Genomic DNA, 22198 nt, shown 5'->3' on the forward strand with positions numbered 1-22198 from the left:
GAGCAATCGGCATTCATCCAAGGTCGCGGTTGCGGCTGTTGGAGCCTTGCCACAATACTGCCACCCCAAACGTCAGATGGGATTGCAGAACTAGCCTGGACCGGCTGACGGACGACCGAGGCCGTTACGCTTCGGAAAACAACAGGAGGAACGACACGTGAAGACCATCATGACGACGACCGCCATCGCCCTGGTCCTGGCTTTCGCAGCGGGCTCCGCTTTAGCCGATACCTCAGGCAAGAAAGTGGCGCTCTCGAACAACTACGCGGGCAATTCCTGGCGGCAGGCCATGCTCCATAGCTGGGACAAGGTCGCCAAGGCCGCCGTGGCCGACCACATGGTCGCTTCCGCCGATTCCTTCACCACAGCCGACAAGGAAGTGCCGACCCAGGCGGCCCAGCTCCAGAACCTCATCCTGCAAGGTTACGACGCCATCGTCATCGACGCCGCCTCGCCCGAGGCGCTCAATGGCGCGGTCAAGGCCGCCTGCGATGCCGGCATCACCGTCGTTTCCTATGACGGCACGGTCAGCGAGCCCTGCGCCTATCGCGTCGGCATCGATTACGTGGGCATGGGCAAGGAGCAGGTCGACTACCTCGCGAAGCGCCTCCCGGATGGCGGCAACCTCCTGGAAATTCGCGGTCTTGCCGGAACCTCAATCGACGACCTGATCCACCAGGGCATCGCGGCGGGGGTCAAGGCGCATCCGAACTTCAAGATCGTCGGATCGGTCACCGGCAACTGGGACGAAGCCACGGCGCAAAAAGCGGTCGCGACCGTCTTGCCGTCGATGCCCGATATCGTCGGCGTGGTCGACCAGGGCGGAGACGGCTACGGCGCCGCGCAGGCTTTCACCGCGGCGGGCAAGAAAGAGCCGATCATCATCATGGGCAACCGCCAGGACGAACTCGCCTGGTGGAAGCAGCAGCATGACGCGAACGGCTACACCACCTGGTCCGCCACCATCCCGCCGGGCGGCGTAACGCTGGCCTTCTGGGTCGCGCAGCAGATCCTCGACGGCAAGAAGGTGCCGCATGATGTCGTCTTCCCGGCGCTCGAGGTCGATCAGGCCGGTCTCGACGCCGCTCTGAAAGCCGCACCGGTCGGTGGCGTCTACAACACCGAATACAGTCAGGCCGATGCCATCAAGGCGATTGCCGCGAGCGCGAAATAAGCTCATTGCGATGACAAGCGTGACCGCCGCGAATCCCGAAGTCGTCCGTCTAGCGGCGGTCACTAAAAACTTTGGCGCCGTCCGCGCCCTCGCCGGCGTCGATCTCATGGTCGATTCCGGCGCCTGCCTGGGCCTCGTCGGCCATAACGGCGCCGGCAAATCGACGCTCATGCATGTCCTCGCCGGCACGCTTCTCCCCTCGAGCGGCGAGATCGCGATCGGCGGCGCGCGCCAGGACAGCTACTCGGTGACGCTCGCGCAGCAACTCGGCATCCGCTGCGTGTTTCAGGAGCTGTCGCTCTGTCCCAACCTGACGGTCGCCGAGAATACCCGCATCCTCCACCCGTCGATCCGTGGCATAGGCTGGCGCCGCCGGGCCGGGCGCCTCATCATTGACCGCCTCGACGCGATCTTCCCCGGCCACGGCATCGCGGCCGAGACCATCGTCGCGGATCTCTCCATCAGCCGCCGCCAGATGGTCGAGATCGCCCGCGCCTTCAGCGTCACCGACGCGCCGCTGAAACTGGTGATCCTCGACGAACCCACCTCCTCGCTGGATGCGGACACCGCTGGCCAGCTCCTCAGTTTCGTCCGCCGCTTCGTCGCTGAGGGCGGCAGCGTCATCCTCATCTCCCACATCCTCGGCGAGATCCTCGGCAATTCGGACCGCATCGTCGTCATGCGGGACGGCCAGGTGGTCGCCAGCGAGCAGGCCAAAGCCTTCGACCGCGCCCGCCTGGTCGAGACCATGGGCAGCACCCACGCCACCGACCAGCCGCCGCCCGCCACCCTCGCCCAGAACCGGGGCCAGACGCCGATCATGGTCCGCGCCCGCCCGAAATCCCAGGCCGACAGGACCGATCTCGTCGCGCATCAGGGCGAGATCATCGGACTCGCCGGCTTCTCGGGCCATGGCCAGACCGAGCTTCTCATCGAGGTCTTCGACGCCGCGTCCCGCAACACCACCCGCACCACCGTCGCCGCCCCGGTCGCCCTGGTGGCCGGGGACCGCCAGACCGACGGCGTCTTTCCCCTGTGGTCGATCGCCGAGAACATCACCATCCGCTCGCTCGCCGCACTACGGCGCGGCATGCTCATTTCGCCCACGCGCGAGGCCGCAATGGCGGAGGACTGGAAGCAGCGTATCGGCATCCGCAGCCCCAACCTGGGCAACCCCATCCTCTCGCTCTCCGGAGGCAACCAGCAGAAGGCGCTCTTCGCTCGCGCGCTCGGCTCGGATGCGCGCATCGTGGTGATGGACGACCCGATGCGCGGCGTCGATATCGGCACGAAGCTCGATGTCTATGACCTCATCCGTGGCGAGGCAGCGGCCGGCCGCACCTTCCTCTGGTACACCACCGAGCTGGAGGAGCTGCAGAATTGCGACCACGTCTATGTCTTCCGCCACGGCCGCATCGTCGCCGATCTCGGCCGCGCTGATCTCACCGAGCAACAGCTCATCCGTGCCTCCTTCCAGGACGTCGCATGACCACGAACGCTGCCGCGTCCACCCGCCGCCCCATCTTGTTCGGCACGACGCCAGGCCGGCTTCTGCGCGGCCTGCTGCCGGCGATTTCCTTCGCGCTGGTGGTTCTCGCGATCTCGTACTTCAACCCGCGGGCGATCAGCTATTTCGGCTTCACGCTGATGCTGAACCTCGCGGTGCCAGTCGCCCTCGCGACCATCGCGCAAATGTTGATCATCACCGTCAATGACCTCGATCTTTCGATCGGCGCCTTCGTCGGCTTCACGGGCTGCGTCGTCGCGACCTGGCTGCCGACCAACCCGCTGCTCGGCTGGGCCATCCTCGCCGCATCCGTCGCCGTCTACGCGGCACTCGGCGCGCTGGTCTATCTGCGTCAACTGCCCTCGATCGTCGTCACGCTTGGCATGAGCTTCGTCTGGCTCGGCCTAGCCATCCTCATCCGCCCGACCCCCGGCGGCACCGCGCCCGGCTGGCTGCATGCCTTCGTCAGCCAGCGCATCCCGGGCATCCCCTTCCCGATCGTCGCGGCGGTGGTGATCGCCGTCGTCGTCCATATCGGCCTGATGCGAACCTCCTACGGCGCCATCCTGCGCGGCGTGGGCGGCAATCCGAGCGCCATCGAGCGGGCCGGATGGTCGCTCCTCAAGGCGAAGATGGCTGTCTATGCCTTGGCTGGCGTCTTCGGCGTGCTAGCGGGCCTGTCGCTGGTCGGTGTCTCGACCTCCGCCGATGCCAATATGGCGAATGGCTATACGCTGCTCTCCATCGCCGGCGCGATCCTGGGCGGCGCGGAGTTCGTCGGCGGCCGTGTGTCACCCATCGGCGCGGTGATCGGAGCGCTCACCTTGCAGCTCGCGGCGGTGGCGCTGAACTTCTTCCACCTGCCCGCCTTCCCGTCCTTCCGCATTCCGCAGGAGTGGCAGGTCGGCGCGCAGGGCATCATCCTCATCATCATCCTGGCGGCCCGCACGCTGATCAACCGGAGCGACCGATGAGCGACGCCGCCGCCCCCGCTTTCATCAAGCGCCTCGGCGCTCGGCCCTGGATCTGGTCCTTCCTGGCCGCCGCCGTCGTCTGGGTGCTGGCGATCGCCGTTGCCCATGGCGAGGGCGCCTCGGGCATGCTCTCGACCGCGCTCTCCTTCTCGGTCTTCACCGTGGTGGTGGGTATGGGCCAGATGTTCGTCATCACCCTTGGTCCCGGCAATATCGACCTGTCGCTGCCGGCCAATATCGGCCTGTCCGGCGCGGTCGCGATGCAGGTCATGAATGGTTCGGACGACCGCATCGCGCTCGGCATCCTCGCCGCCCTCGTGACCGGACTGCTGATCGGCCTGTTCAATTACCTGCTGATCCGGCTGCTGCGAATCCCACCGATCATCGCGACGCTCGCGGCGAGTTTCGTATTGGTCTCGGTCGGCATCAGCTATGGCCGCGGCCTGCAGATCAAACCGCCGCCTGCCTTCGCCGATTTCACCTTCTGGCGCATCGCCACGATTCCCGCGCTCGCCTTGGCGGCGCTGTTGCTCACGATCCTCGCCGCCATCCTCCTCCATCGCACGATCTTTGGCCGGTCCGTGCTCGCGATCGGCCAGAACATGCGCGCGGCGCGCCTCTCCGGCATCCGCGTGGAGCGCGTGCGGCTACTCACCTACGTCCTCTGCGCGGCGCTCGCGAGCCTCTGCGGCGCGCTCCTCGCCGGCTTCACCGGCGGCTCCTCACTCGACATGGGCGCCGAGTATTTGTTGAGTTCGATCGCCGTCGTCGTCATCGGCGGCACCTCAGTTGCCGGAGGCTCGGCGAACCTGCCGGGCATCTGGGGCGCCTCGCTCTTCCTGTTCATGGTGGTGACGCTGCTGAACACGTCGGGATTCGGCGCGGGTGTGCGTGACGTCATGACCGGCGTGATTATCATCGCGGTCATCACGATCGCGGGGGGTAAGCGCAAGCTGCGATAGTGTTTCTGCCCGCCACGAGCTTCCGCCAATGTATCGACGACACCATCGTCCGATAGCGATCAGCCGGGTCTCCGCCTAAACTATGATGGCGATACCGGCCCGCGGCATTACGCGGGCAATGTCCGATGGGGAGAGGCAATGCCCGGAGAAATCGACCAATATCGCCGCCGTTTCCTGGGCGCCGCGGCCGTGACCATCGCCGCCTCTCAACTCGGTACCGCAGGCTCCGCGTCGGCGCAATCCGGCAGCGCAAAACCGGACGTGCCCAAGATCAAGCCCGGAACGAACACGGCCTTCGCTCCATTGAAGCAGATCGATGCCGGCGAGCTGAGCATCGGCTACGCCGAAGCCGGTCCCGCCGATGGTCCCGTCGTCATCCTCCTGCACGGCTGGCCCTATGACATTTACAGCTACGTTGATGTCGCGCCTTTGCTGGCGGCAACGGGTTACCGGGTAATCGTGCCGTATTTGCGCGGCTACGGCACGACGCGCTTTCTGTCGGACACCACCTTCCGGAATGGCCAGCAGGCGGTGGTCGCCGTCGATACCATCGCCTTGATGGACACCCTCAAGATCAAAACCGCGATCCTCGCAGGCTATGACTGGGGTGCGCGAACGGCCGACGTCATCGCGGCACTCTGGCCGGAGCGCTGCAAGGCCCTGGTCTCCGTCAGCGGCTATCTGATCGGCAGCCAAAAGGCCAACGAGAAGCCGCTGCCGCCAAAGGCCGAGCTGCAATGGTGGTATCAATACTATTTCGCCACGGAACGCGGAGAGGCGGGCTACGGCGAATACCGGCACGATTTCGCGAAGCTGATCTGGCAGATCGCCTCGCCGAAATGGAACTTCGATGATGCCACATTCGACCGCACCGCAACGGCGTTCGACAACCCGGATCACGTTGCAATTGTGATTCACAACTACAGGTGGCGGCTTAGCTTGGCTAAAGGCGATCCAAAATATGACGGTCTCGAGCGGCGTCTCGCCGCGAGTCCCGTCATCACCGTGCCCACAATTACCCTGGAAGGTGATGCGAATGGCGCGCCGCACCCGCCTGCCGCAGCATATCGCACGAGATTCTCGGGCAGATATCAACACCGGATCATCGACGGCGGCATCGGTCACAACCTGCCTCAGGAGGCACCGCAAGCCTTTGCTCAAGCTGTGGTCGACGTCGCTAACTGATTTTTCGAGCATCGCACACCAGGGGAAGGCGTTCCCGATGAAAGCAAACCGACTCTTGTTGGCCGCGATACTCGCTAGCGTAATCGGCGCACCGCTTGAAGCCTCAGCCGAGGACAAAGCCGTGACGCAGCAGACGACACCCGCGACGGTTCAACTGCGTGTGGAAGGTGAGATGCCTTCTCTCCACGGCGCTGTGACGTGGCTCAACTCGCCACCTTTGACAGCAGCGGAACTGCGCGGAAAGGTCGTCCTTATCGACTTCTGGACCTACACCTGCATCAACTGGCTGCGCACGCTCCCCCATATCCAAGCCTGGGCCACGAAATATAGGGATCAAGGACTGGTGGTCATCGGCGTGCACACGCCCGAATTTGGCTTCGAGAAAAACATCGACAATGTTCGTCGGGCCATTAAAGAGATGGGGATCGACTATCCGGTCGCGGTCGATAGCAACTACGTGCTGTGGCAGGACTTTAACAACGAATATTGGCCGGCGCTTTATATTGTCGATGCACAGGGGCGCATCCGGCACCATGAGTTCGGCGAAGGCGGATACAAAAAGTCCGAAATGACTATCCAACAGCTCCTGACCGAGGCAGGGGCGAGCAACGTCAGCCACGATCTTGTCTCAGTCGATGCTCAGGGCAGGGAAAAACCCGCCGACTGGAGCAATCTGCAATCTTCAGAGAGTTATGTCGGCTACGGAAAAACCGAGAAGTTCGTGTCGCCTAGTGGTGAGATCCGAGATAAGCTGCATATCTACACGGCACCCGCGCGATTGAGGCTCAATCACTGGGCGCTCGAGGGTGACTGGACGATGGAGAAACACTTCGTCGCACTGAACCAGCCCGAGGGGCGGATCGTGTATCGCTTCCACGCGCGAGACCTTCATCTCGTAATGGGACCGGCGACGCCAGGAACATCGGTGCGGTTCCGTGTGCTCATCGATGGGCAGGAACCGGGGGCCGCTCATGGAATCGACGCGGACAGCCAAGGCAACGGCACGGTCACCGAACAGCGGCTCTATCAGCTTATCCGTCAACCGGAGCCCATCAGTGATCGGACGTTTGAGATCGAGTTTCTCGATCCGGGGGTCCAGGCTTTCGTGTTCACGTTTGGCTAAGCCAAAGCAACGCCTTCCAGCACAGCACGCAACCGAGCCTTCACTTTCGTCCTGTCGCGCGACGGCAGCCGCCCGATGCGCTGCGCCCGGGCAATCTCGATCGTCGCGACCTTCGCAGTTCGGACAACGGAGGGCGCGAAGAGCCCGGCCGCCATCAAGTCGGATAGCGCGACATCACCCTGCCACGGCCGATTGGCGGCACTGGTGATCATCAACACCCAGATCATGAAGGGCGTGTCGTCCGGCAGTCCGCCAGAGATAACGAGCGCCGGACGAAATTGCTGCACGGGATGGCTCGTGTATGGAAACGGCACCTTCACGATATCCCAGATACCGACGCGGGAATCAGAGTCCGGCATAAGCGCGTGTATCTTCCTCGCCACTCCATTCGCCGAAAGCCGCGAATGGATCTTCCTTCGCCTCGAGGGTGCGCCGCGTCAGGATAACGCGGCCATCCTCGATCACGTAGGCAAGCTCGTCACCCTCCCGCAGATGCAGCGCAACCCGCACGGCTTGCGGAATGGTGGTCTGAGCCTTGGAGGTGAGACGGCTGGTGATCATGAGAGCGCGGTAAGGAATTTCCTTTCCGGCGTCAAGAACACCGGAAAGGATGCATCAGAAAGATTACCCCTCCCCCCGCAACGCCTTAAACCGCGCCATCAGCGCCGCCGTCGAGCCGTCATGCTTGCCCACCTTCGCCCCAGGCTCCAGCTGCGGAATAATCGACTGCGCGAGCTTCTTGCCCAGTTCCACACCCCACTGGTCGAAACTATTGATCCCCCAGATGGCGCCCTGCACTGCCACGCAATGCTCGTACAGCACGATCAGACGGCCCAGGCTGTAGGGGTCGAGCTTTTTGTAGAGGATCGTCGTGCTTGGGCGCTCGCCGGTGAAGACGCGGTGGGGGGCGACGCGCTCGATAGTTCTGACGTCAGAACCGGCGGCCTTCATCTCCTCGGTGACCTCGGCGAGGGTCTTGCCGGCCAGCAGCGCCTCGGCCTGGGCGAAGACGTTGGCGGCGAGGATGCGATGCGCCTCGGGCCGGTTGTGGTCGGGCTCGGCGGCGAGGATGAAGTCGACCGGGACGTGCGCCGGCCCCTGATGCACTAGCTGCATGAAGCTGTGCTGCGCATCGGTGCCGGGCTCGCCGAAGACCACCGGGCAGGTCTGATGCGCCACCTGGTCGCCCGCGAGACGGACGGACTTGCCGTTGCTCTCCATCTCCAACTGCTGGAGATACGCCGGGAAGCGGGCCAGCCGCGCGTCATAGGCCAGGATGCAGAGCGTCGCCGAGCCCAGCACGTCGGTATTCCAAATCCCAGTCAGCGCCATCAACGCCGGCAGATTGGACTCGAGCGGCGTGTCGCGGAAATGGAAGTCCATTGCCCGCGCGCCGTCGAGAAAGGATTGGAACGCGTCCCACCCCGCCGCCAGCGCCACCGACAGGCCAATCGCCGACCACACCGAATAGCGGCCGCCAACCCAATCGCGAAAGCCGAAAACGCGGTCCTCGGAAATTCCGAACTTCCCGGTTTCCTTCAGATTCGTCGAGAGCGCGACGAGATGTTTGCCGACTCCCTCCTCACCTACCGCCGCCACCAGCCAATCGCGCGCGGCATGGCCATTGGTCATGGTCTCGAGCGTCGTGAAAGTCTTGCTCGCGACGAGAACGAGCGTGCGCCTGGGATCGAGGATGCGGGCGAATTGCGCGAAGGCATGGCCATCGACGTTCGAGAGGAAATGCGCCTCGACCTTGGCGCCATGCACGAAGGTCAGCGCCTGACTGACCATGCGCGGACCGAGATCCGAACCGCCTATGCCGATATTGAGCACATCGGTGAAGGGCTTGCCGTCCGCCGCGACAATCGAGCCGTCATGCACGGCGCGGACGAATTTCTCCATCCGGTCGCGGTCACTCGCCGCGACCTTCGAGGCATCTTCCCAGCCGCCATCCGGCGTCACCGCACGCATCCCGGCATCAGGCTTGCTGCGCAGCGCCATGTGCATCGCGGAACGATGTTCGGTCATATTCACCGGCTCGCCGGCAAACAACCGGCCGATGAATTCCTCGACCTTTGCGGCGCGGGCGAGTTCCAGCAGGAGCGTGCGCGCCTCCGGGCTCATCGAGGTCTTCGAATAGTCGAGCGACAGATCCTCGAAGGTAGCGGAAAAGGATTCGGCACGCTTGGGATCGGCTTTGAAGAGCGGCGAAATCAGCTTCCCGCCGGGCTTGGCGGCGAGGGCCGCGAGCTTGTCCCAGACGGGCTTGGTGGCGCTGGCGGGCAGGGCTTCATCGGACATGGGAGTTCTCCTCGGAAACGCGTTCAGCCGGCCATGAGGCCTTGAACATGGGCGGCGGCCGAAGCCGCCAAGGCGTCGAGATCATAGCCGCCTTCGAGCAGCGAGACGATGCGCCCCCCGGTATGGCGACGGGCGGACTCGACAATGCGGGCGGTGATCCAGGCGAAGTCGGCCTCGTCCAGCTCCAGGCCGCCGAGTGGATCGTCCCGATGCGCGTCGAAGCCGGCCGAGATGATGAGGCAGTCGGGCGCGAAGGCGTCCAGCGCGGGCAGGATGCGGTCGGACCAGGCGGCGCGGAAGGCGGCGGAGCCGGAGCCGGCGGCGAGGGCCGCGTTGACGATCTGGCCATGAGCACCGGTTTCCCCAATGCTGCCGGTGCCGGGGTAGAAGGGGAATTGGTGGCTCGAACCGAAGAAGAAGTCGGCGTCGTCCCAGGCGACGGCTTGCGTGCCGTTGCCGTGATGGACGTCGAAATCCACCACCGCCACGCGCTGCTTGCCCCAGGCGGCCCGCGCATGATGCGCGGCGATCGCGGCGTTGGAGAAGAGGCAAAAGCCCATGGCGCGTTCGGGCTCCGCATGATGCCCAGGCGGCCGGGTGGCGACGAAGGCGGCGCGCGCACGGTCGGTCATCACTGCATCCACCGCCGCCACCGCGCCACCAGCCGCCCGCAGCGCCGCCTCGGCACTGCCCGCGCTCATCACCGTGTCCGGGTCGAGCCGCTCCAGCTTTCCCGGCCCAGGGTGGGTGCTGAGGATGTGGTCGATGTATCGCGCGGAATGGACGCGGCCGAGTTGGTCAGGCGTCGCTTGCGGCGCTTCCTCATGCATCAGGTCGCCGAATTCGGGCTCGCCGAGCGCCCGCCAGACTGCGCGCAGGCGACCCACACGTTCGGGGTGGCCGGGGCCGGTGTCGTGGTCGAGGCCGGCCGGATGGGTGATGAGCAGGACGTCGCCGGCGGAGGAGCTCATATGCACATATCTTTATGTGTCTTTGGTGGCATCGGGCAAAGCGGGGCGGCGTTTAAGCGTGAAGCTGTAGATACCGGCATCCTCGCTCCAGGCGACCAGAGTATGGCCGGTCTCCTGGCAGTAGCTTTTGAAGTCGGCGACGGCGGCCGCGTCGGTGGCGAGTACGCGCAGGCGCTCACCCGGCGCCATGCCGCGCAGCTCGCGGTTGGCGCGCAGCACGGGAAGCGGACAGGCGAGGTCCCGCAGGTCGAGCAGCGTTTCGCTCATGGCGCTTATCCTGGCTCCGGCATGATCGCGCCGCAAGCCGCGCCGAGGGATCTCGGGCAAGTGCCGCAGGACCGTCACTTTACCGGAGCCGCTGAGGGCAAGGTCGCGTCTAGTCACCCCAGGTCGCGAACATGCCGACCGCCGCGAGGGCCATGACCGCCGTTGCAAGCCAGCCCATGGTGGCGAGACCGCGGCCGAGCACGAAACGGCCCATGACGTCGCTCCGCACCGCCATGAGCAGCATCATGACCATGACCGGGACGGCGACGATGCCGTTCAGCACCGCGCTCCAGAACAGAGCCTTGACCGGATCGAGCGGGCTGAAGTTGAGCAGCGCGCCGATCACGGTGGCCGCCGCGATGGTGCCGTAGAAGGCGCGCGCCTTCAGCGGCTTGCGAGCGAGACCGACGGGCCATTGTAGCGCCTCCCCAAGCGCGAAGGCGGCCGAGCCCGCCAGAACCGGCAGCGCCAATAGTCCCGTGCCGATGATGCCGAGCGCGAAGAGGGTGAACGCGAAAGGCCCCGCGAGCGGCCGCAGCGCCTCCGCCGCTTGAGATGAGGTCTGGATATTCGTCATGCCATGCGCGTTCAGCGTCGCAGCGGCGGTCAGCATGATGAACAGAGCCACAATGTTCGAAATGCCCATGCCGACATAGGTATCGATGCGAATACGCCGCATCTCCCGCGGAGCCTGGCCCGGCGCATCCAACAGCGAGCGCGAGTCGTTGCGCTCCGAGAGATCCTCGACCTCCTCACCAGCCTGCCAGAAGAACAGATAAGGGCTGATCGTGGTGCCAAAGACAGCGACAACGGCGGTGAGGTAGGCGCCGCTCATGCTGATATGCGGCCAGACGAGGTTGAGGAGGACCTTGCCCCAGGGAACCCCGACCACGAAGACCGTCGCGACATAAGCAAATAGCGACAGAGTAAGCCACTTCAGAACCGAGACGTAGCGCGCATAGCGCAGAAACACCTCCAGGCCGACCGAGAGCAGCGCGAAGCCGGCGACATAGACCAGCAGAGGGCCTTTCACGAGGAGCTTCAGTGCCGCCGCCATGGCACCGAGATCAGCGCCGATATTGATGGTATTGGCGATGATCAGCAGGCCGACGATGCCGTGCAGTAACCAAGTGGGATAATACCGTCGCAAGTTGCCCGCGAGACCACGGCCGGTGACGCGACCGATCTCCGCGCTGATCTGTTGGATGGCGCACATCAGCGGATAGGTCAGCAGCAGGGTCCAGCCGAGCGAATAGCCGAATTGGGCGCCGACCTGTGAATAGGTCGCGATACCGCTGGGGTCATCGTCCGAGGCACCCGTGATAAGGCCGGGCCCCATGATCGCCATGAGAGGCGGCCGCTCGGGCTGCTTGGGCAATTCGTCTGGCGGCAGAATGGCGGGGTTAGCGTCGCTCATCGCGGCGGGCGCCGGTGGGTCATGGTGGTCTCCTCGCCCGGCGTTTGTCTGGAAGCGACGCTGGCTACGCCTCATTGCACAGTTTGATTGATGTTGTGATTTGATTTTGAACTCGCGCGGACAAGGGCCGCCCATGATTTGGGCAAGAACTTTCACGGCGGAGCGCAGGGGCGTTTGGCAAGGTCGTGGAGAATGATCTAGAAACTGATCTGCTCTCTCATCCTATGGAACCTGTTATGGCCGAAAACCTCAGCGCCCTCAGCACCTTGCCATCCGGCATCCGCTATCGCGACGAGGTGGTCGGCGACGGCCCCAGCCCGGTTAAGGGCCAAACCGTTTCCGTGCATTACACGGGATGGCTGGATGATGACGGCAAGCCTGGGCGCAAGTTCGATAGCTCACGCGATCGCGGTGCGCCGTTCCAATTCACGCTCGGCGTTCAGCAGGTGATTTCCGGCTGGGATATCGGCGTCGCTTCGATGCAGGTTGGCGGCCGCCGGACCCTCGTTCTGCCGCCCGAACATGGTTACGGAGCTCGTGGCGCGGGCGGTGTGATTCCGCCCAATGCCACGCTGATCTTCGATGTCGAACTGCTCGGCATTGGCTGACCGCGGCTCAGGGCGCGACGGATCGAGGCTCGTTCAGGTATAAAGGCGCTCCACGGAGCGACGATTTCAATGACTGAGCGCCTGTTTCTTGCTGAATCGAATCTCGCATCGGCCCCGGCAACGGTTCAGGCGGCCGGTGCTGAGGGCATCGCTCTCGACCGCAGTATCTTCTACGCGCGTTCCGGCGGGCAGCCGGGCGATGTCGGCACGCTGCGCTGGGAAGGCGGCGAGGTCGCGATCGTCGATACGCTGAAGGGTGACGGCGAGACCATCCTGCTTGTCCCCGCGACGGATGGCGCATTACCGGCCGTGGGCGCCGCGGTCGAGATGGTGCTCGATTGGCCGCGGCGACATGCCCTGATGCGGATGCACACGACGTTGCATTTGCTCTGCGCGGCGCTTCCAGGTGCAGCCGTTACAGGCGGCCAGATCGGCGCCGATCGCTCGCGATTAGATTTCGACTTGCCGGAAGCTCCCGATCGCGTGGCATTGGAGGCGCGGCTGAATGCCCTCATCGCTGAGGATCATGCGTTGAAGGCTCATTGGGTGGACGAATCTGTGCTCGACGAAAATCCCGCGCTGGTGCGGACGCTTTCGGTAAAGCCGCCGCGCGGCACCGGACGGCTGCGATTGGTGCAGATCGGTGCCGACGACGCCATCGTGGATCTGCAGCCCTGCGGCGGCACGCATGTATCGCGAACGAGCGAGATTGGCGCGGTAAAGATCGCGAAAGTAGAAAACAAGGGACGACAGAACCGGCGCATCGTCGTCGTTCTGGCGTGAGTTCCTCATTGCAATCCCCAGCGCAGCTTCCCGATCGAGCGGCTATCCGGATCCGCACGTTGTCGGGCGCGGAGGCCATGCAGCGGATCTCTTCACTCTCCGACATACTGATCGATTGTGTGGAGAGCGGTGCCTCGGTCAGCTTCATGGCGCCTCTGGCTCGCGCGAAAGCTGACGCGTTTTGGTCCCAGGCAGCGGCGGCGGTGGCGGAAGGCGAGCGCATTTTGCTCGTGGCCGAGAGCGAGGGGCGGCTCCTCGGGACAGTGCAAATTGTCTCGGCGCAGTCAGAAAACCAGCCGCATCGCGCGGATATCTCGAAGATGCTTGTCCTCCGCGCGGCTCGCAGGAATGGAGTTGGCCAAGCCCTCATGCAGGCGGCCGAGGAGGCCGCGCGCGCGGCGGGCAAGACACTTCTGGTTCTGGACACCGGGGCGGATGACGCCGAGCGGCTCTATGCGCGGCTGAATTGGATCGCCATCGGGGAAATCCCCGGCTACGCGCTGTATCCCGATGGCCGACCCTGCGCTACGCGGATTTTCTATAAGGTGCTGTGAGCGCGGCGCCACGCAGCGCGGCGCTCCGCCAGAATCCCTGCTGAAAGCACCCTGCCATGCCTTCGATCAGCATTAGGATTGACCTCGATCCGAAAGGCCGGATCGGACCGGGGAAAATCGAACTCCTCGAAAAGATCGCCAGCCTCGGGTCAATCTCGGCCGCCGGGCGCGCGATGAGCATGTCGTATCGGCGAGCCTGGGAACTGGTCGAGGAAACCAACACAATATTCGGCAGTCCGGTTGCCTCGGCTCAGGTTGGCGGCAGACAAGGCGGCGGCGCGACCCTCACGCCGCTCGGTGTCGAACTCGTCACCCGCTTTCGCGCGATCGAGCGGGCGCTTTCCGAGGTGGCGCGGGAGCACGTCGCCGCCTTGCAGGCCGAAGTCACTGTCAGCCAAAGGTGAAGGCGAAAGCCTGGGCGCCGGGATCGAGGAATTCGATCTCGAAGTTCCGGTCAGCCACCGGTCCTGATTGGCGGACCAGCTGGTAGAGGCGCTGGCCGTCAATCGTGCCATTGCCCTGAGCATCCACATCGGCGCCGTGATCAGCAAGCGGCGGCTTGCCGTCGATCAGCACCCTGAACCGCACGGGCTTGCCATCGCTGCTCGGCCCCAAAACGAGATGGAGGTCGCGGGCATGGAAGCGATAGGCGATGCGGCCCTCGCCGGCGTTGGAGGTGGCGTTCTCGCCTTTGACGGTCCAGTCACCGCCCAGCGCCCATTGGTTCAGGGTGAGTTGCGGCGCGGTGGCGTAGACGTGGCTCGCATCCGGCACGGCTCCGCCGGGTGAGGCGAAGTTTTCGGCGCGCTGGTAGCCGATATAGGTCTCGGGTGAAGCGATGTCGCTGACGTCGGCGGCGGCTTCAGCACCGCTGCCATCGACCGCCACGATGTCATGCGGCACGGCACCCTTCCCCGCCTCGGCGAGGAGCTGCTGGATGACTTTTTCCGACTGGTCGTATTCGCCTTCGCCGAAGTGGTGGTAGCGAATCTGGCCCTTCGCATCGATGAAGTAGTGGGCGGGCCAGTATTGATTATTGAAGGCGCGCCAGATCGCGTAGTTGTTGTCGATGGCGATCGGGTAGTCGAGCTTGAGGTCCTTCACGGCCTGGCGGACATTGTCGATGTTCCGCTCGAAGGCGAATTCCGGCGCGTGCACGCCAATGACCACCAGGCCCTGGCTGCGATATTTCTGCGCCCAGGCCTCGATATAGGGGAGGCTACGCAAGCAGTTGATACAGGAATAGGTCCAGAAATCGACCAGGACGACTTTGCCGCGCAGACCCTCGGCGGTGAGCGGCGGCGAGTTGAGCCACTGGACGGCGCCTGCCAGGGAGGGGATCTGGCCCTCAACGGGTAGCGTGCCCGCGGCGGCGACTGTCGCCGACTTCGGATGCACTTTGTCGAGCAGCGTTTGCTCGACGCCGGCAGTGCTGGCGAGCGACACACGGGTCAGGAGGCCGGTGTCGAGGCCTAGGCTGATCGCGACGACACCGGCAAGAACGGCGACGCCGAGGCCGCGCCTGATCCATTCGCCCGCGCCGAGCGAGCGCTTCATCGCGACGAAGACCCGCCCGCCGATCAGCAGGGCGACGGCGAGCGAGGTCGCGGCGCCGGCGGCATAGGCCAGGAGGAGAAAGGAAGTCTGGACATTGGCGCCTTGCAGCGCGGCGCCGGTGAGGAGCAGTCCCAGGATCGGGCCGGCGCAGGGCGCCCAGAGCAGGCCCGTCGCGATGCCGAGCAGGAAGGATGGACCGAAGGAGGAACCGGCGCGCGTGCCATCCGATGCCGATTGGGAGAGGCGAGAGCCCAGGGCGACAAGCGGCCGCGTCAGCCGGTCCGCCATCGAGGGGAACAGCAGCGTGACGCCGAAGAAGGCCAGCAGGAGGATCGCGGCGAGACGGCCCCAGTGGTTCGCCTGCACCGCCCAGCCGCCGCCGACTGCCGCGAGGGTCGCAACGGCGGCGAAGGTGATCGCCATGCCGAGCAACAGTGGCAGGCCACTTTTGACGAAGGGCTGGTCGGCTCGGGCGAAGACGAAGGGGAGCACTGGCAATATGCACGGACTCAGGATCGTCAGAACGCCGCCGAGATAGGCAACAACGAAGAGCAACATTGGTTTGACCTGGCGCTTTCAATGTTCAGGCAATGGTGCCGGGACTGAATGTCGTCGCCCGGCTTCACTCTAGATGCGTTACGTGGCGGCCCGCTATATAGTTACGGGAATAGCGTGGGATGACGGGGATTTAATGGCGTGCCGAGACGACGACCCGGCTGGTCAACCCGCCCCTCCCCGGCCGAGAATTCCGCAAACGATCCTAGGAGAGCCCCAGTGCTGCGACGATATCTGATTGCGGCGGCTGCCATTCTTGCCGCGACGCCTGGCTTTGCCATGGCTCAGGACAAGGTCGGCACCGTCAATGTGCTCTATGCCGGCTCCCTGGTGAACCTGATGGAGCGCGGGATCAGCCCGGCTTTCGAGAAGGTCGATGGTGGGCGGTTCCGGGGATATGCCGGCGGCTCGAACAAGCTCGCCAATGAGATCAAGGGCAAGCTGCGGCAAGGGGATGTGTTCATCAGCGCGAATCCCAAGGTCAATAACGACCTGGAGGGCACCGCGAATGGCGGTTGGGTGAGTTGGTATGTGTCCTTCGCGCAGTCGCCTCTCGTGCTGGGCTATAACCCATCGAGCAAATTTGCGGCCGAGCTGAAGACCAAGCCGTGGTACAAGGTGCTCGAGGAGCCGGGCATCCGGATTGGACGGACGGATCCAAAACTCGATCCCAAGGGTAAGCTGACCGTCGATCTGCTGAAGAAAGCCTCGGAGGTCTACAAGTTGCCGGATCTGTCGGCAAAGGTTCTTGGTGCGCCCGAAAATCCGAGCCAGGTTTTGCCGGAGGAGAATTTGGTCGGGCGGCTGCAATCCGGGCAGTTGGACGTCGGGTTTTTCTATTCGACGGAAACGACGGATCTGAAGATCGCGGCGATTCCCTTCCCCGCGAATATCTCGCTCAGCGCGCACTACACGATCACGGTGCTCAACCACTCGCCGAATTCGGCGGGGGCGGAGCATTTCGTCGCGTTTCTTCTGGGGCCGCAGGGACACGACATCATGGGTGAGCACGGGCTTGACCTCGTGAAGCCGAAGATCAGCGGTGACGCGCGGTTGGTGCCGGTTGCGGTGAGCGCGGTGATCAACGCCGCGCAGTGAGGCGTTCCTCCTGGCCGCTGCTGCCGTGGCTGGGCGGCCTGCTTGCTGTCTATCTCGTCGCGCCGCTGGTCGCGGGTCTCGCGCATCTCGGTGGCGCGGATTGGCGCGGCGCCGACTGGGCGACGCTTGGCGATGCCTGTGCGGTCTCGCTGCTCAGCGCGACCGTGGCGACGTTGCTGGTGGCGGCGGGCGGGATTCCGCTGGGCTACCTGCTGGCGCGAAGGCCGGGACGGTGGTTGGCAATGCTTGGTTTCTTGGTGCAACTTCCGCTCGCTTTGCCGCCTTTGGCGAGCGGCATTCTGCTGCTGTTTCTACTCGGTTATGCGAGCCCGCTTGGTGCGCTCACGGGTGGCGCCCTGACGGATTCCTTTGTCGGCATCGTGCTGGCGGAGGCCTTTGTCGCGGCGCCGTTCCTGATCATCGCAGCGCGATCGGCTTTCGCGGGACTGGATCCGGTGCTGGAGGATGTCGCGGCCACGCTCGGCCACCGACCTTGGAGCATTTTCCTTCGCGCTAGCCTGCCGCTTGCCTGGCGCGCGATTCTTGCCGGCATGCTGCTGGCCTGGCTGCGGGCTTTCGGCGAGTTCGGGGCGACGATGATGGTGGCGTATCACCCCTATTCGCTGCCGGTTTACACGTATGTCGCGTTTGGCGGCCAGGGTTTGCCAGCCATGCTACCGGTGCTGGCACCTACGTTAGTGGCTGCGGTTGGCGTTATGGCCTTCGCCGCGATTTTCGGTGCGGATCGCGTGAGGCGCGTGGGGTTCGCGGATGGTCACACGGGGGTTGTGCCATTGCCGGTAGCACCGCTGCTCGATGAGCCGCGGCCCAGCTCCGCGATGTCGCCGCAGCCGCTGAGCTTTGCTTTCCGCCGCAAGCTGAGTGGTTTCGATCTCGACGTCGCGTGGCGGACGAGCGCACGTAGGCTCGCGATCCTGGGTTCATCGGGTTCGGGAAAGTCGATGACATTGCGCGCCATTGCGGGTCTCGATGGCGATGTTGCGGGGTCGTTGATGTTGGGCGCGAGAGATCTCAGCGAAACGCCGACCGAGCGGCGCGGCATTGCTTTCGTGCCGCAGAATTACGGCTTGTTCCCTCATCTGACCGTGGCGCGGCAGATAGCCTTTGCGGTCGGCGCGGATCGCGATTTGGCGGAGCATTGGTCGAAGCGTCTTGGACTTGCCAGTCTGAAACAGCGGCTTCCGGATGCGCTTTCCTTGGGTCAGCAGCAGCGGGTTGCCGTGGCACGCGCGTTTAGCCGGCCGGCTGGCTTGTTGTTACTCGACGAGCCGTTTTCAGCGCTCGATACGCCTTTACGCGCGCAATTGCGGCGGGAATTGCTGGCGCTGCAGGCGGAGATCGATGCGACGACGATCCTCGTCACGCATGATCCGGAGGAGGCTTTTCTGCTCGCCGATGAGCTTCTTATTCTTGATGCGGGCCGGGTATTGCAGGTCGGCACTGTCAACGAAGTATTCGCGCGTCCCGTTAGTGAGGCGGTTGCGCGGTTGCTCGGGGCGGAGAACATCGCGTTCGGCCGTGCTGTCGGGGCGAATGCAATTGATGTCGGAGGGGGCGTTCAGATTAAGGTGGTCGGGCCGCCGATGCAGACGAGCGCGCGCGTTGGCTGGTCGGTTCGGTCGGAGAGCATCACGATCACGGCGGCAGGTGACTATCCCGGATTTGTCGTCGATGTTGGAGCGCCTGTCGCGGGGCGATTCGAGGTCGTGCTACGGATTGGCGATGCGCTGCTTCGGGCGAACCAGGAGATCGGCGCACCGGCCAATCTTGGTCCATGTCGACTGTTTTTGCGGCCGGCGGCGGTGCAGGTTTGGGTCATGTCTGCGGAGGGCGGCGCGGCGGCCGACACGGATTGCGAATTCCGAAGCACACGGGATGAGTCGCAGATCAGCCCGCGTCTGAGTTAACCGACCTGGCGGCGACTCGTCATGCTCGGCGAAGGCCGAGCATCCACGCCTTCGACTTCGCCGGCGCAAGCAAGGCGTGGGTGCTCGGCCTTCGCCGAGCATGACGTGCGAGAACTGTCGCCAACATTCGTTGAGGTCACTCCAGAGACTCGAAAATCGGTGCCATGCGTCGCTGTGAAAACAAGACGTGTCGCTCCATGGCGACATGCGCGGCATCCGGGTCGCCAGCATTCAACGCCACGATGATATCGGCATGCTCCCGAATGGCCTCCTCCGTCACCCGCGAGTGGAAGAGAAGGCGGAACAGATGCATGTGCGTGTGCAGGCGGTTGAGCGCCTCGGCGATCAGGTCGCTGCCGCCGGCCATGGCGATCCGCGTGTGAAAAGCCGCGTCCCAGGTGGCGAATTTGCCATAGGCGAGGCGTACATCCTCCGACGAGGGCGCGGCCATGGCGGCGTGCAGTTCGCCCAAAGCGGCACGATCCCGTCCCCCGAGATTGCGCGCCGCCTTGGCCGCCGCCAGCGGCTCCAGCACCAGGCGCAACTCATAGATTTGCTCAAACCGGCGGCGGCTCGGAAGCGGGGCGGCGCTGTAGCCCACCAGATGGGTCTTGACCACCAGCCCCTCCGCCTCGAGGCGCACCAAAGCGGCGCGGATCGGAGTTTGGGAGACGCCGAGATCCTTGACCAAGCCATCTACAGTAATCCGCGCGCCCGGCGCGATCTTCAGCGAGATCAGCCGCGTGAGCAGCGCATCATAAACATCGTCGCCTAAGGAGGCACGGCGCAAGGGCGGCTCCGGCGTGATCGCCGTGCCGTCACCGATCGCCTCTTTCCCGGGGTCTGGGCTCTGCGCCGTCATCACCATAACCTAGCAGGAGATCACGCTTGACCGTGTTAGCAGCGCCTCCCTATGGTGGGCAAGATCGGATCTGATATCAGATTGGATTCCAATGGCGGTTAACGTCACCTATGCAGAAGCCTGCGAAACGGCCATGCGCGCCCTCACCCTTGCGGGTGTGCCTTCCGACAACGCGCGGACTCAAAGCGACCTGCTGGTGGAAGCAGAGCTTTTCGATCGCCCCTCCCACGGGCTGTTGCGATTACCGCGCATCGTCGCGCGCATCCGCAATGGCGTGGCTGATCCTGTGACAACAGGTGTGGCCGCCTGGCGCTCGGCGGCGTTTCTGCAGGTTGATGGGCTTGGCGGCCTGGGGCCGGTGGTCGCCGGGGCCGCGGTGAAAGAGGTCTGCGCGAGGGCAAGAGAAGCCGGGATCGCGGTCGCCGCCATCGCCAACAACAATCACCTCGGTATGCTGAGTTGGTATGTGGAGCGCGTGGCGCGTGGTGGGCAGACGGCTATCGCGCTATCGACGAGCGAGGCGCTGGTGCATCCCTGGGGCGGTCGCCGCGCCATGCTGGGCACCAATCCCATCGCGATCGGCGTGCCGGCCGAGCCGGATCCTTTCGTGCTCGACATGGCGACAAGCATTGTCTCGATGGGCAAGATTCACGACCACGCCCATCGCCGTGAGCCGATACCGGCGGATTGGGCGCTCGATGCTGCGGGCGAACCCACGACCGATCCGGACGCCGCGAAACTCGGCGCGATCGCACCATTCGGCGGCGCCAAGGGCTACGCGCTGGGGCTGGCGATCGAGGTTTTGGTCAGCAGCCTGACAAGTGCAGCGCTCGGCACCGATGTTGTGGGCACATTGGATGCGGAAAAGCCCTGCAATAAGGGCGACGTCTTCATCATCATCGATCCGGTGTCGGATGCGGTGACCGGCAGCATTTCCGCCTATCTCGATGCGATTCGCGCCTGCGCGCCGAGCGATCCAGACAGGCCCGTCATGGTGCCGGGCGACGGTTCACGCAGTCGCCGAGCCGAGCGAATGGCGAAGGGCATCCCGATCGCGGAGGATGTCTGGGTGGCGATCCGCGCGCTGGCCGGCGACGAAATTTCCACGACGCAGGAGCACAGCGGTGGCCGATGATTTCGGCGTGATGCGCGCGCCGCGCGCAATTCTGTTCGGCGTAGGCGAAAGGCGCAGTGTTGGGCGGGTGGCTCGGCCGTTGGGGAAACGTGCCCTCATCTGCACCGATCTTCGTTTCGGCGCGGATGCCGAGATGGCAACGCTTCGCGCCGCCCTGGACGAGGAAGGTGTGACAATCGAGATTTTCGACGGCACCGAGGCTGAGCTTCCGCTTGCGGGCGTTCTCGCTTGCCTTGAGGTCGCGCGGGATTTCGCGCCGGACATGGTGATCGGCGTCGGTGGCGGAAGCTGCCTCGACATGGCGAAGGTGGTCAGCTTGATGCTGAGCCATGGAGGGCCCGCCGAGAGTTTCTACGGCGAAAACCGAGTGCCCGGGCCGGTGCTTCCGGTCATCGCGATTCCGACTACCTCCGGCACCGGATCCGAGGTAACGCCGGTGGCCGTGTTGGGGGATTCCAGCCGCGCGCTGAAGGTTGGGATTTCGAGTCCATATCTTATTCCGCATACCGCGATTTGCGATCCCGAGTTGACTCTGTCGTGTCCGCCTGGACTGACGGCCATTGCCGGGGCGGATGCGATGACGCATGCCATCGAGTCATTCACGGCTATCCGACGGGAGTTTGAGCCGGGCCTTGCTATGGCGCGAGTGTTCGTCGGCAAGAATAGGTTGAGCGATCTGCACGCGCTGGCGGCGATTTCGGCGCTGTCGATCCATCTGCCTCGTGCGGTGGCGAATGGCGCTGATCTCGAGGCTCGGTCGGCGGTGATGTATGCGGCGATGCTGGCAGGGCTTGCCTTTGGAAATGCCGGAACGGCGGCAGCGCATGCGATTCAATATCCAGTGGGCGCTTTGACCCATACCGCGCATGGGCTCGGTGTCGCTACTCTGATGCCCTATGTGATGGTCTTCAACCGGTCGGAGTGTGTGGCGGATTATGCCGAGATCGCCCGGGCGATGGGCGTTGTCGGCGATGATCCGGACACGCTCGCGGATGCCGCCGTGGTTGCGGTTTCGGATCTGTTCGACGGGATCCGCATTCCTAAGACGCTCGCGGAGCTTGGCGTGAAAACTGATCAACTCGATTGGATCGCGAGCCAATCGCTGCTCGCCGCGCGGCTTGTCACCAACAATCCGCGCCCGCTCGATCTAGAGGGTGTGCAATCCATCGTGCAAGCGTCCTTCGCCGGTGATCGGCCTTGGGCGAGTGCGTAGTTAAACTAGCTGAAACAGGGAGGG

General features: G+C 64.4%; 22 protein-coding genes. 14 read left to right on the plus strand and 8 right to left on the minus strand.

The window, feature by feature from the left end; all coding sequences use genetic code 11:
- The first annotated feature begins 157 nt into the window (after window positions 1-157).
- The 6 genes from GSQ83_RS20495 (at window position 158) to GSQ83_RS20520 (ending at window position 6925) form a co-directional block, all read left to right on the plus strand.
- Window positions 158-1174 carry an ABC transporter substrate-binding protein gene (locus GSQ83_RS20495; RefSeq protein WP_216850385.1) on the plus strand — a complete coding sequence of 339 codons (1017 nt, stop codon included), beginning with the start codon at window positions 158-160 and terminating at the stop codon, window positions 1172-1174.
- 10 nt (window positions 1175-1184) lie between these two features.
- Entirely contained in the window at window positions 1185-2663 is a 1479-nt protein-coding gene (locus GSQ83_RS20500) for a sugar ABC transporter ATP-binding protein (RefSeq protein WP_254065807.1), read from the plus strand.
- Window positions 2660-3655 carry an ABC transporter permease gene (locus tag GSQ83_RS20505; protein WP_158804710.1) on the plus strand — a complete coding sequence of 332 codons (996 nt, stop codon included), beginning with the start codon at window positions 2660-2662 and terminating at the stop codon, window positions 3653-3655. The genes GSQ83_RS20500 and GSQ83_RS20505 overlap by 4 nt, the downstream gene beginning before the upstream one ends.
- Window positions 3652-4617, plus strand: a complete 966-nt coding sequence (locus GSQ83_RS20510; protein WP_158804711.1) for an ABC transporter permease — start codon at window positions 3652-3654, stop codon at window positions 4615-4617. Before GSQ83_RS20505 ends, GSQ83_RS20510 begins: the two co-directional genes overlap by 4 nt.
- Window positions 4618-4755: 138 nt before the next feature.
- Window positions 4756-5802, plus strand: coding sequence for an alpha/beta fold hydrolase (locus tag GSQ83_RS20515; protein ID WP_158804712.1), 1047 nt, complete (start codon window positions 4756-4758; stop codon window positions 5800-5802).
- A 37-nt stretch (window positions 5803-5839) separates the two neighbouring features.
- Entirely contained in the window at window positions 5840-6925 is a 1086-nt protein-coding gene (locus GSQ83_RS20520) for a thioredoxin family protein (protein WP_158804713.1), read from the plus strand.
- On the opposite strand, the gene GSQ83_RS20525 is transcribed toward GSQ83_RS20520, so the two are convergent.
- The 6 genes from GSQ83_RS20525 to GSQ83_RS20550 form a co-directional block, all read right to left on the minus strand.
- The gene (locus GSQ83_RS20525) at window positions 6922-7284 is read right to left on the minus strand and encodes a type II toxin-antitoxin system PemK/MazF family toxin (protein WP_158804714.1); all 363 of its coding nucleotides are present in this window, start codon (window positions 7282-7284) and stop codon (window positions 6922-6924) included. The two genes, GSQ83_RS20520 and GSQ83_RS20525, sit on opposite strands and share 4 nt — an antisense overlap.
- Window positions 7271-7486: a type II toxin-antitoxin system PrlF family antitoxin gene (locus GSQ83_RS20530; protein WP_158804715.1), complete on the minus strand. Its 216-nt coding sequence runs from the start codon at window positions 7484-7486 to the stop codon at window positions 7271-7273. The genes GSQ83_RS20525 and GSQ83_RS20530 overlap by 14 nt, the downstream gene beginning before the upstream one ends.
- 63 nt (window positions 7487-7549) lie before the next feature.
- Window positions 7550-9226, minus strand: coding sequence for a glucose-6-phosphate isomerase (pgi, locus tag GSQ83_RS20535; RefSeq protein ID WP_158804716.1), 1677 nt, complete (start codon window positions 9224-9226; stop codon window positions 7550-7552).
- Between the two features lie 23 nt (window positions 9227-9249).
- On the minus strand, window positions 9250-10197 hold the full coding sequence (locus tag GSQ83_RS20540) for a histone deacetylase family protein (RefSeq protein WP_158804717.1): 948 nt from the start codon (window positions 10195-10197) through the stop codon (window positions 9250-9252).
- A gap of 12 nt (window positions 10198-10209) precedes the next feature.
- Window positions 10210-10464 (minus strand): sulfurtransferase TusA family protein, encoded by a 255-nt coding sequence (locus GSQ83_RS20545; RefSeq protein WP_158804718.1) that lies wholly within the window; start codon window positions 10462-10464, stop codon window positions 10210-10212.
- 109 nt (window positions 10465-10573) lie between these two features.
- Entirely contained in the window at window positions 10574-11881 is a 1308-nt protein-coding gene (locus tag GSQ83_RS20550) for an NRAMP family divalent metal transporter (RefSeq protein ID WP_158804719.1), read from the minus strand.
- A 236-nt stretch (window positions 11882-12117) separates the two neighbouring features.
- Here GSQ83_RS20550 and GSQ83_RS20555 point away from each other — a divergent pair, with 236 nt between their 5' ends.
- The 4 genes from GSQ83_RS20555 to GSQ83_RS20570 all read left to right on the plus strand — a co-directional run bounded on the left by GSQ83_RS20555 (window position 12118) and on the right by GSQ83_RS20570 (window position 14230).
- A complete protein-coding gene (locus GSQ83_RS20555) occupies window positions 12118-12489 on the plus strand; it encodes an FKBP-type peptidyl-prolyl cis-trans isomerase (RefSeq protein WP_174246700.1) in 372 nt (123 codons plus the stop codon).
- Between the two features lie 69 nt (window positions 12490-12558).
- A complete protein-coding gene (locus GSQ83_RS20560) occupies window positions 12559-13272 on the plus strand; it encodes an alanyl-tRNA editing protein (protein ID WP_158804720.1) in 714 nt (237 codons plus the stop codon).
- A 77-nt stretch (window positions 13273-13349) separates the two neighbouring features.
- Window positions 13350-13826 carry a GNAT family N-acetyltransferase gene (locus GSQ83_RS20565; protein ID WP_158804721.1) on the plus strand — a complete coding sequence of 159 codons (477 nt, stop codon included), beginning with the start codon at window positions 13350-13352 and terminating at the stop codon, window positions 13824-13826.
- Window positions 13827-13882: 56 nt separating this feature from the next.
- A complete protein-coding gene (locus GSQ83_RS20570) occupies window positions 13883-14230 on the plus strand; it encodes a winged helix-turn-helix domain-containing protein (RefSeq protein WP_158804722.1) in 348 nt (115 codons plus the stop codon).
- Here the strand turns inward: GSQ83_RS20570 and GSQ83_RS20575 are convergent.
- Window positions 14217-15941, minus strand: coding sequence for a cytochrome c biogenesis protein DipZ (locus GSQ83_RS20575; RefSeq protein WP_158804723.1), 1725 nt, complete (start codon window positions 15939-15941; stop codon window positions 14217-14219). The two genes, GSQ83_RS20570 and GSQ83_RS20575, sit on opposite strands and share 14 nt — an antisense overlap.
- Window positions 15942-16157: 216 nt before the next feature.
- On the opposite strand from GSQ83_RS20575, the gene GSQ83_RS20580 reads away from it, so the two are divergent.
- Both GSQ83_RS20580 and GSQ83_RS20585 read left to right on the plus strand, forming a co-directional pair.
- Complete coding sequence (locus GSQ83_RS20580; RefSeq protein ID WP_216850386.1) at window positions 16158-17036, plus strand: extracellular solute-binding protein; 879 nt, start codon at window positions 16158-16160, stop codon at window positions 17034-17036.
- Complete coding sequence (locus GSQ83_RS20585) at window positions 17033-18964, plus strand: ATP-binding cassette domain-containing protein (protein ID WP_158804724.1); 1932 nt, start codon at window positions 17033-17035, stop codon at window positions 18962-18964. The genes GSQ83_RS20580 and GSQ83_RS20585 overlap by 4 nt, the downstream gene beginning before the upstream one ends.
- 136 nt (window positions 18965-19100) lie before the next feature.
- Here GSQ83_RS20585 and GSQ83_RS20590 read toward each other — a convergent pair whose 3' ends face one another.
- Complete coding sequence (locus GSQ83_RS20590; protein ID WP_216850387.1) at window positions 19101-19826, minus strand: GntR family transcriptional regulator; 726 nt, start codon at window positions 19824-19826, stop codon at window positions 19101-19103.
- A 91-nt stretch (window positions 19827-19917) separates the two neighbouring features.
- Here GSQ83_RS20590 and GSQ83_RS20595 point away from each other — a divergent pair, with 91 nt between their 5' ends.
- Window positions 19918-20961, plus strand: coding sequence for an Ldh family oxidoreductase (locus tag GSQ83_RS20595; protein ID WP_158804726.1), 1044 nt, complete (start codon window positions 19918-19920; stop codon window positions 20959-20961).
- Window positions 20951-22174 (plus strand): iron-containing alcohol dehydrogenase, encoded by a 1224-nt coding sequence (locus GSQ83_RS20600; protein WP_216850388.1) that lies wholly within the window; start codon window positions 20951-20953, stop codon window positions 22172-22174. The genes GSQ83_RS20595 and GSQ83_RS20600 overlap by 11 nt, the downstream gene beginning before the upstream one ends.
- Window positions 22175-22198 lie beyond the last annotated feature (24 nt).

The sequence above is a fragment of the Acidisoma sp. L85 genome (genome assembly GCF_009765865.1).
Lineage (GTDB): Bacteria > Pseudomonadota > Alphaproteobacteria > Acetobacterales > Acetobacteraceae > Acidisoma.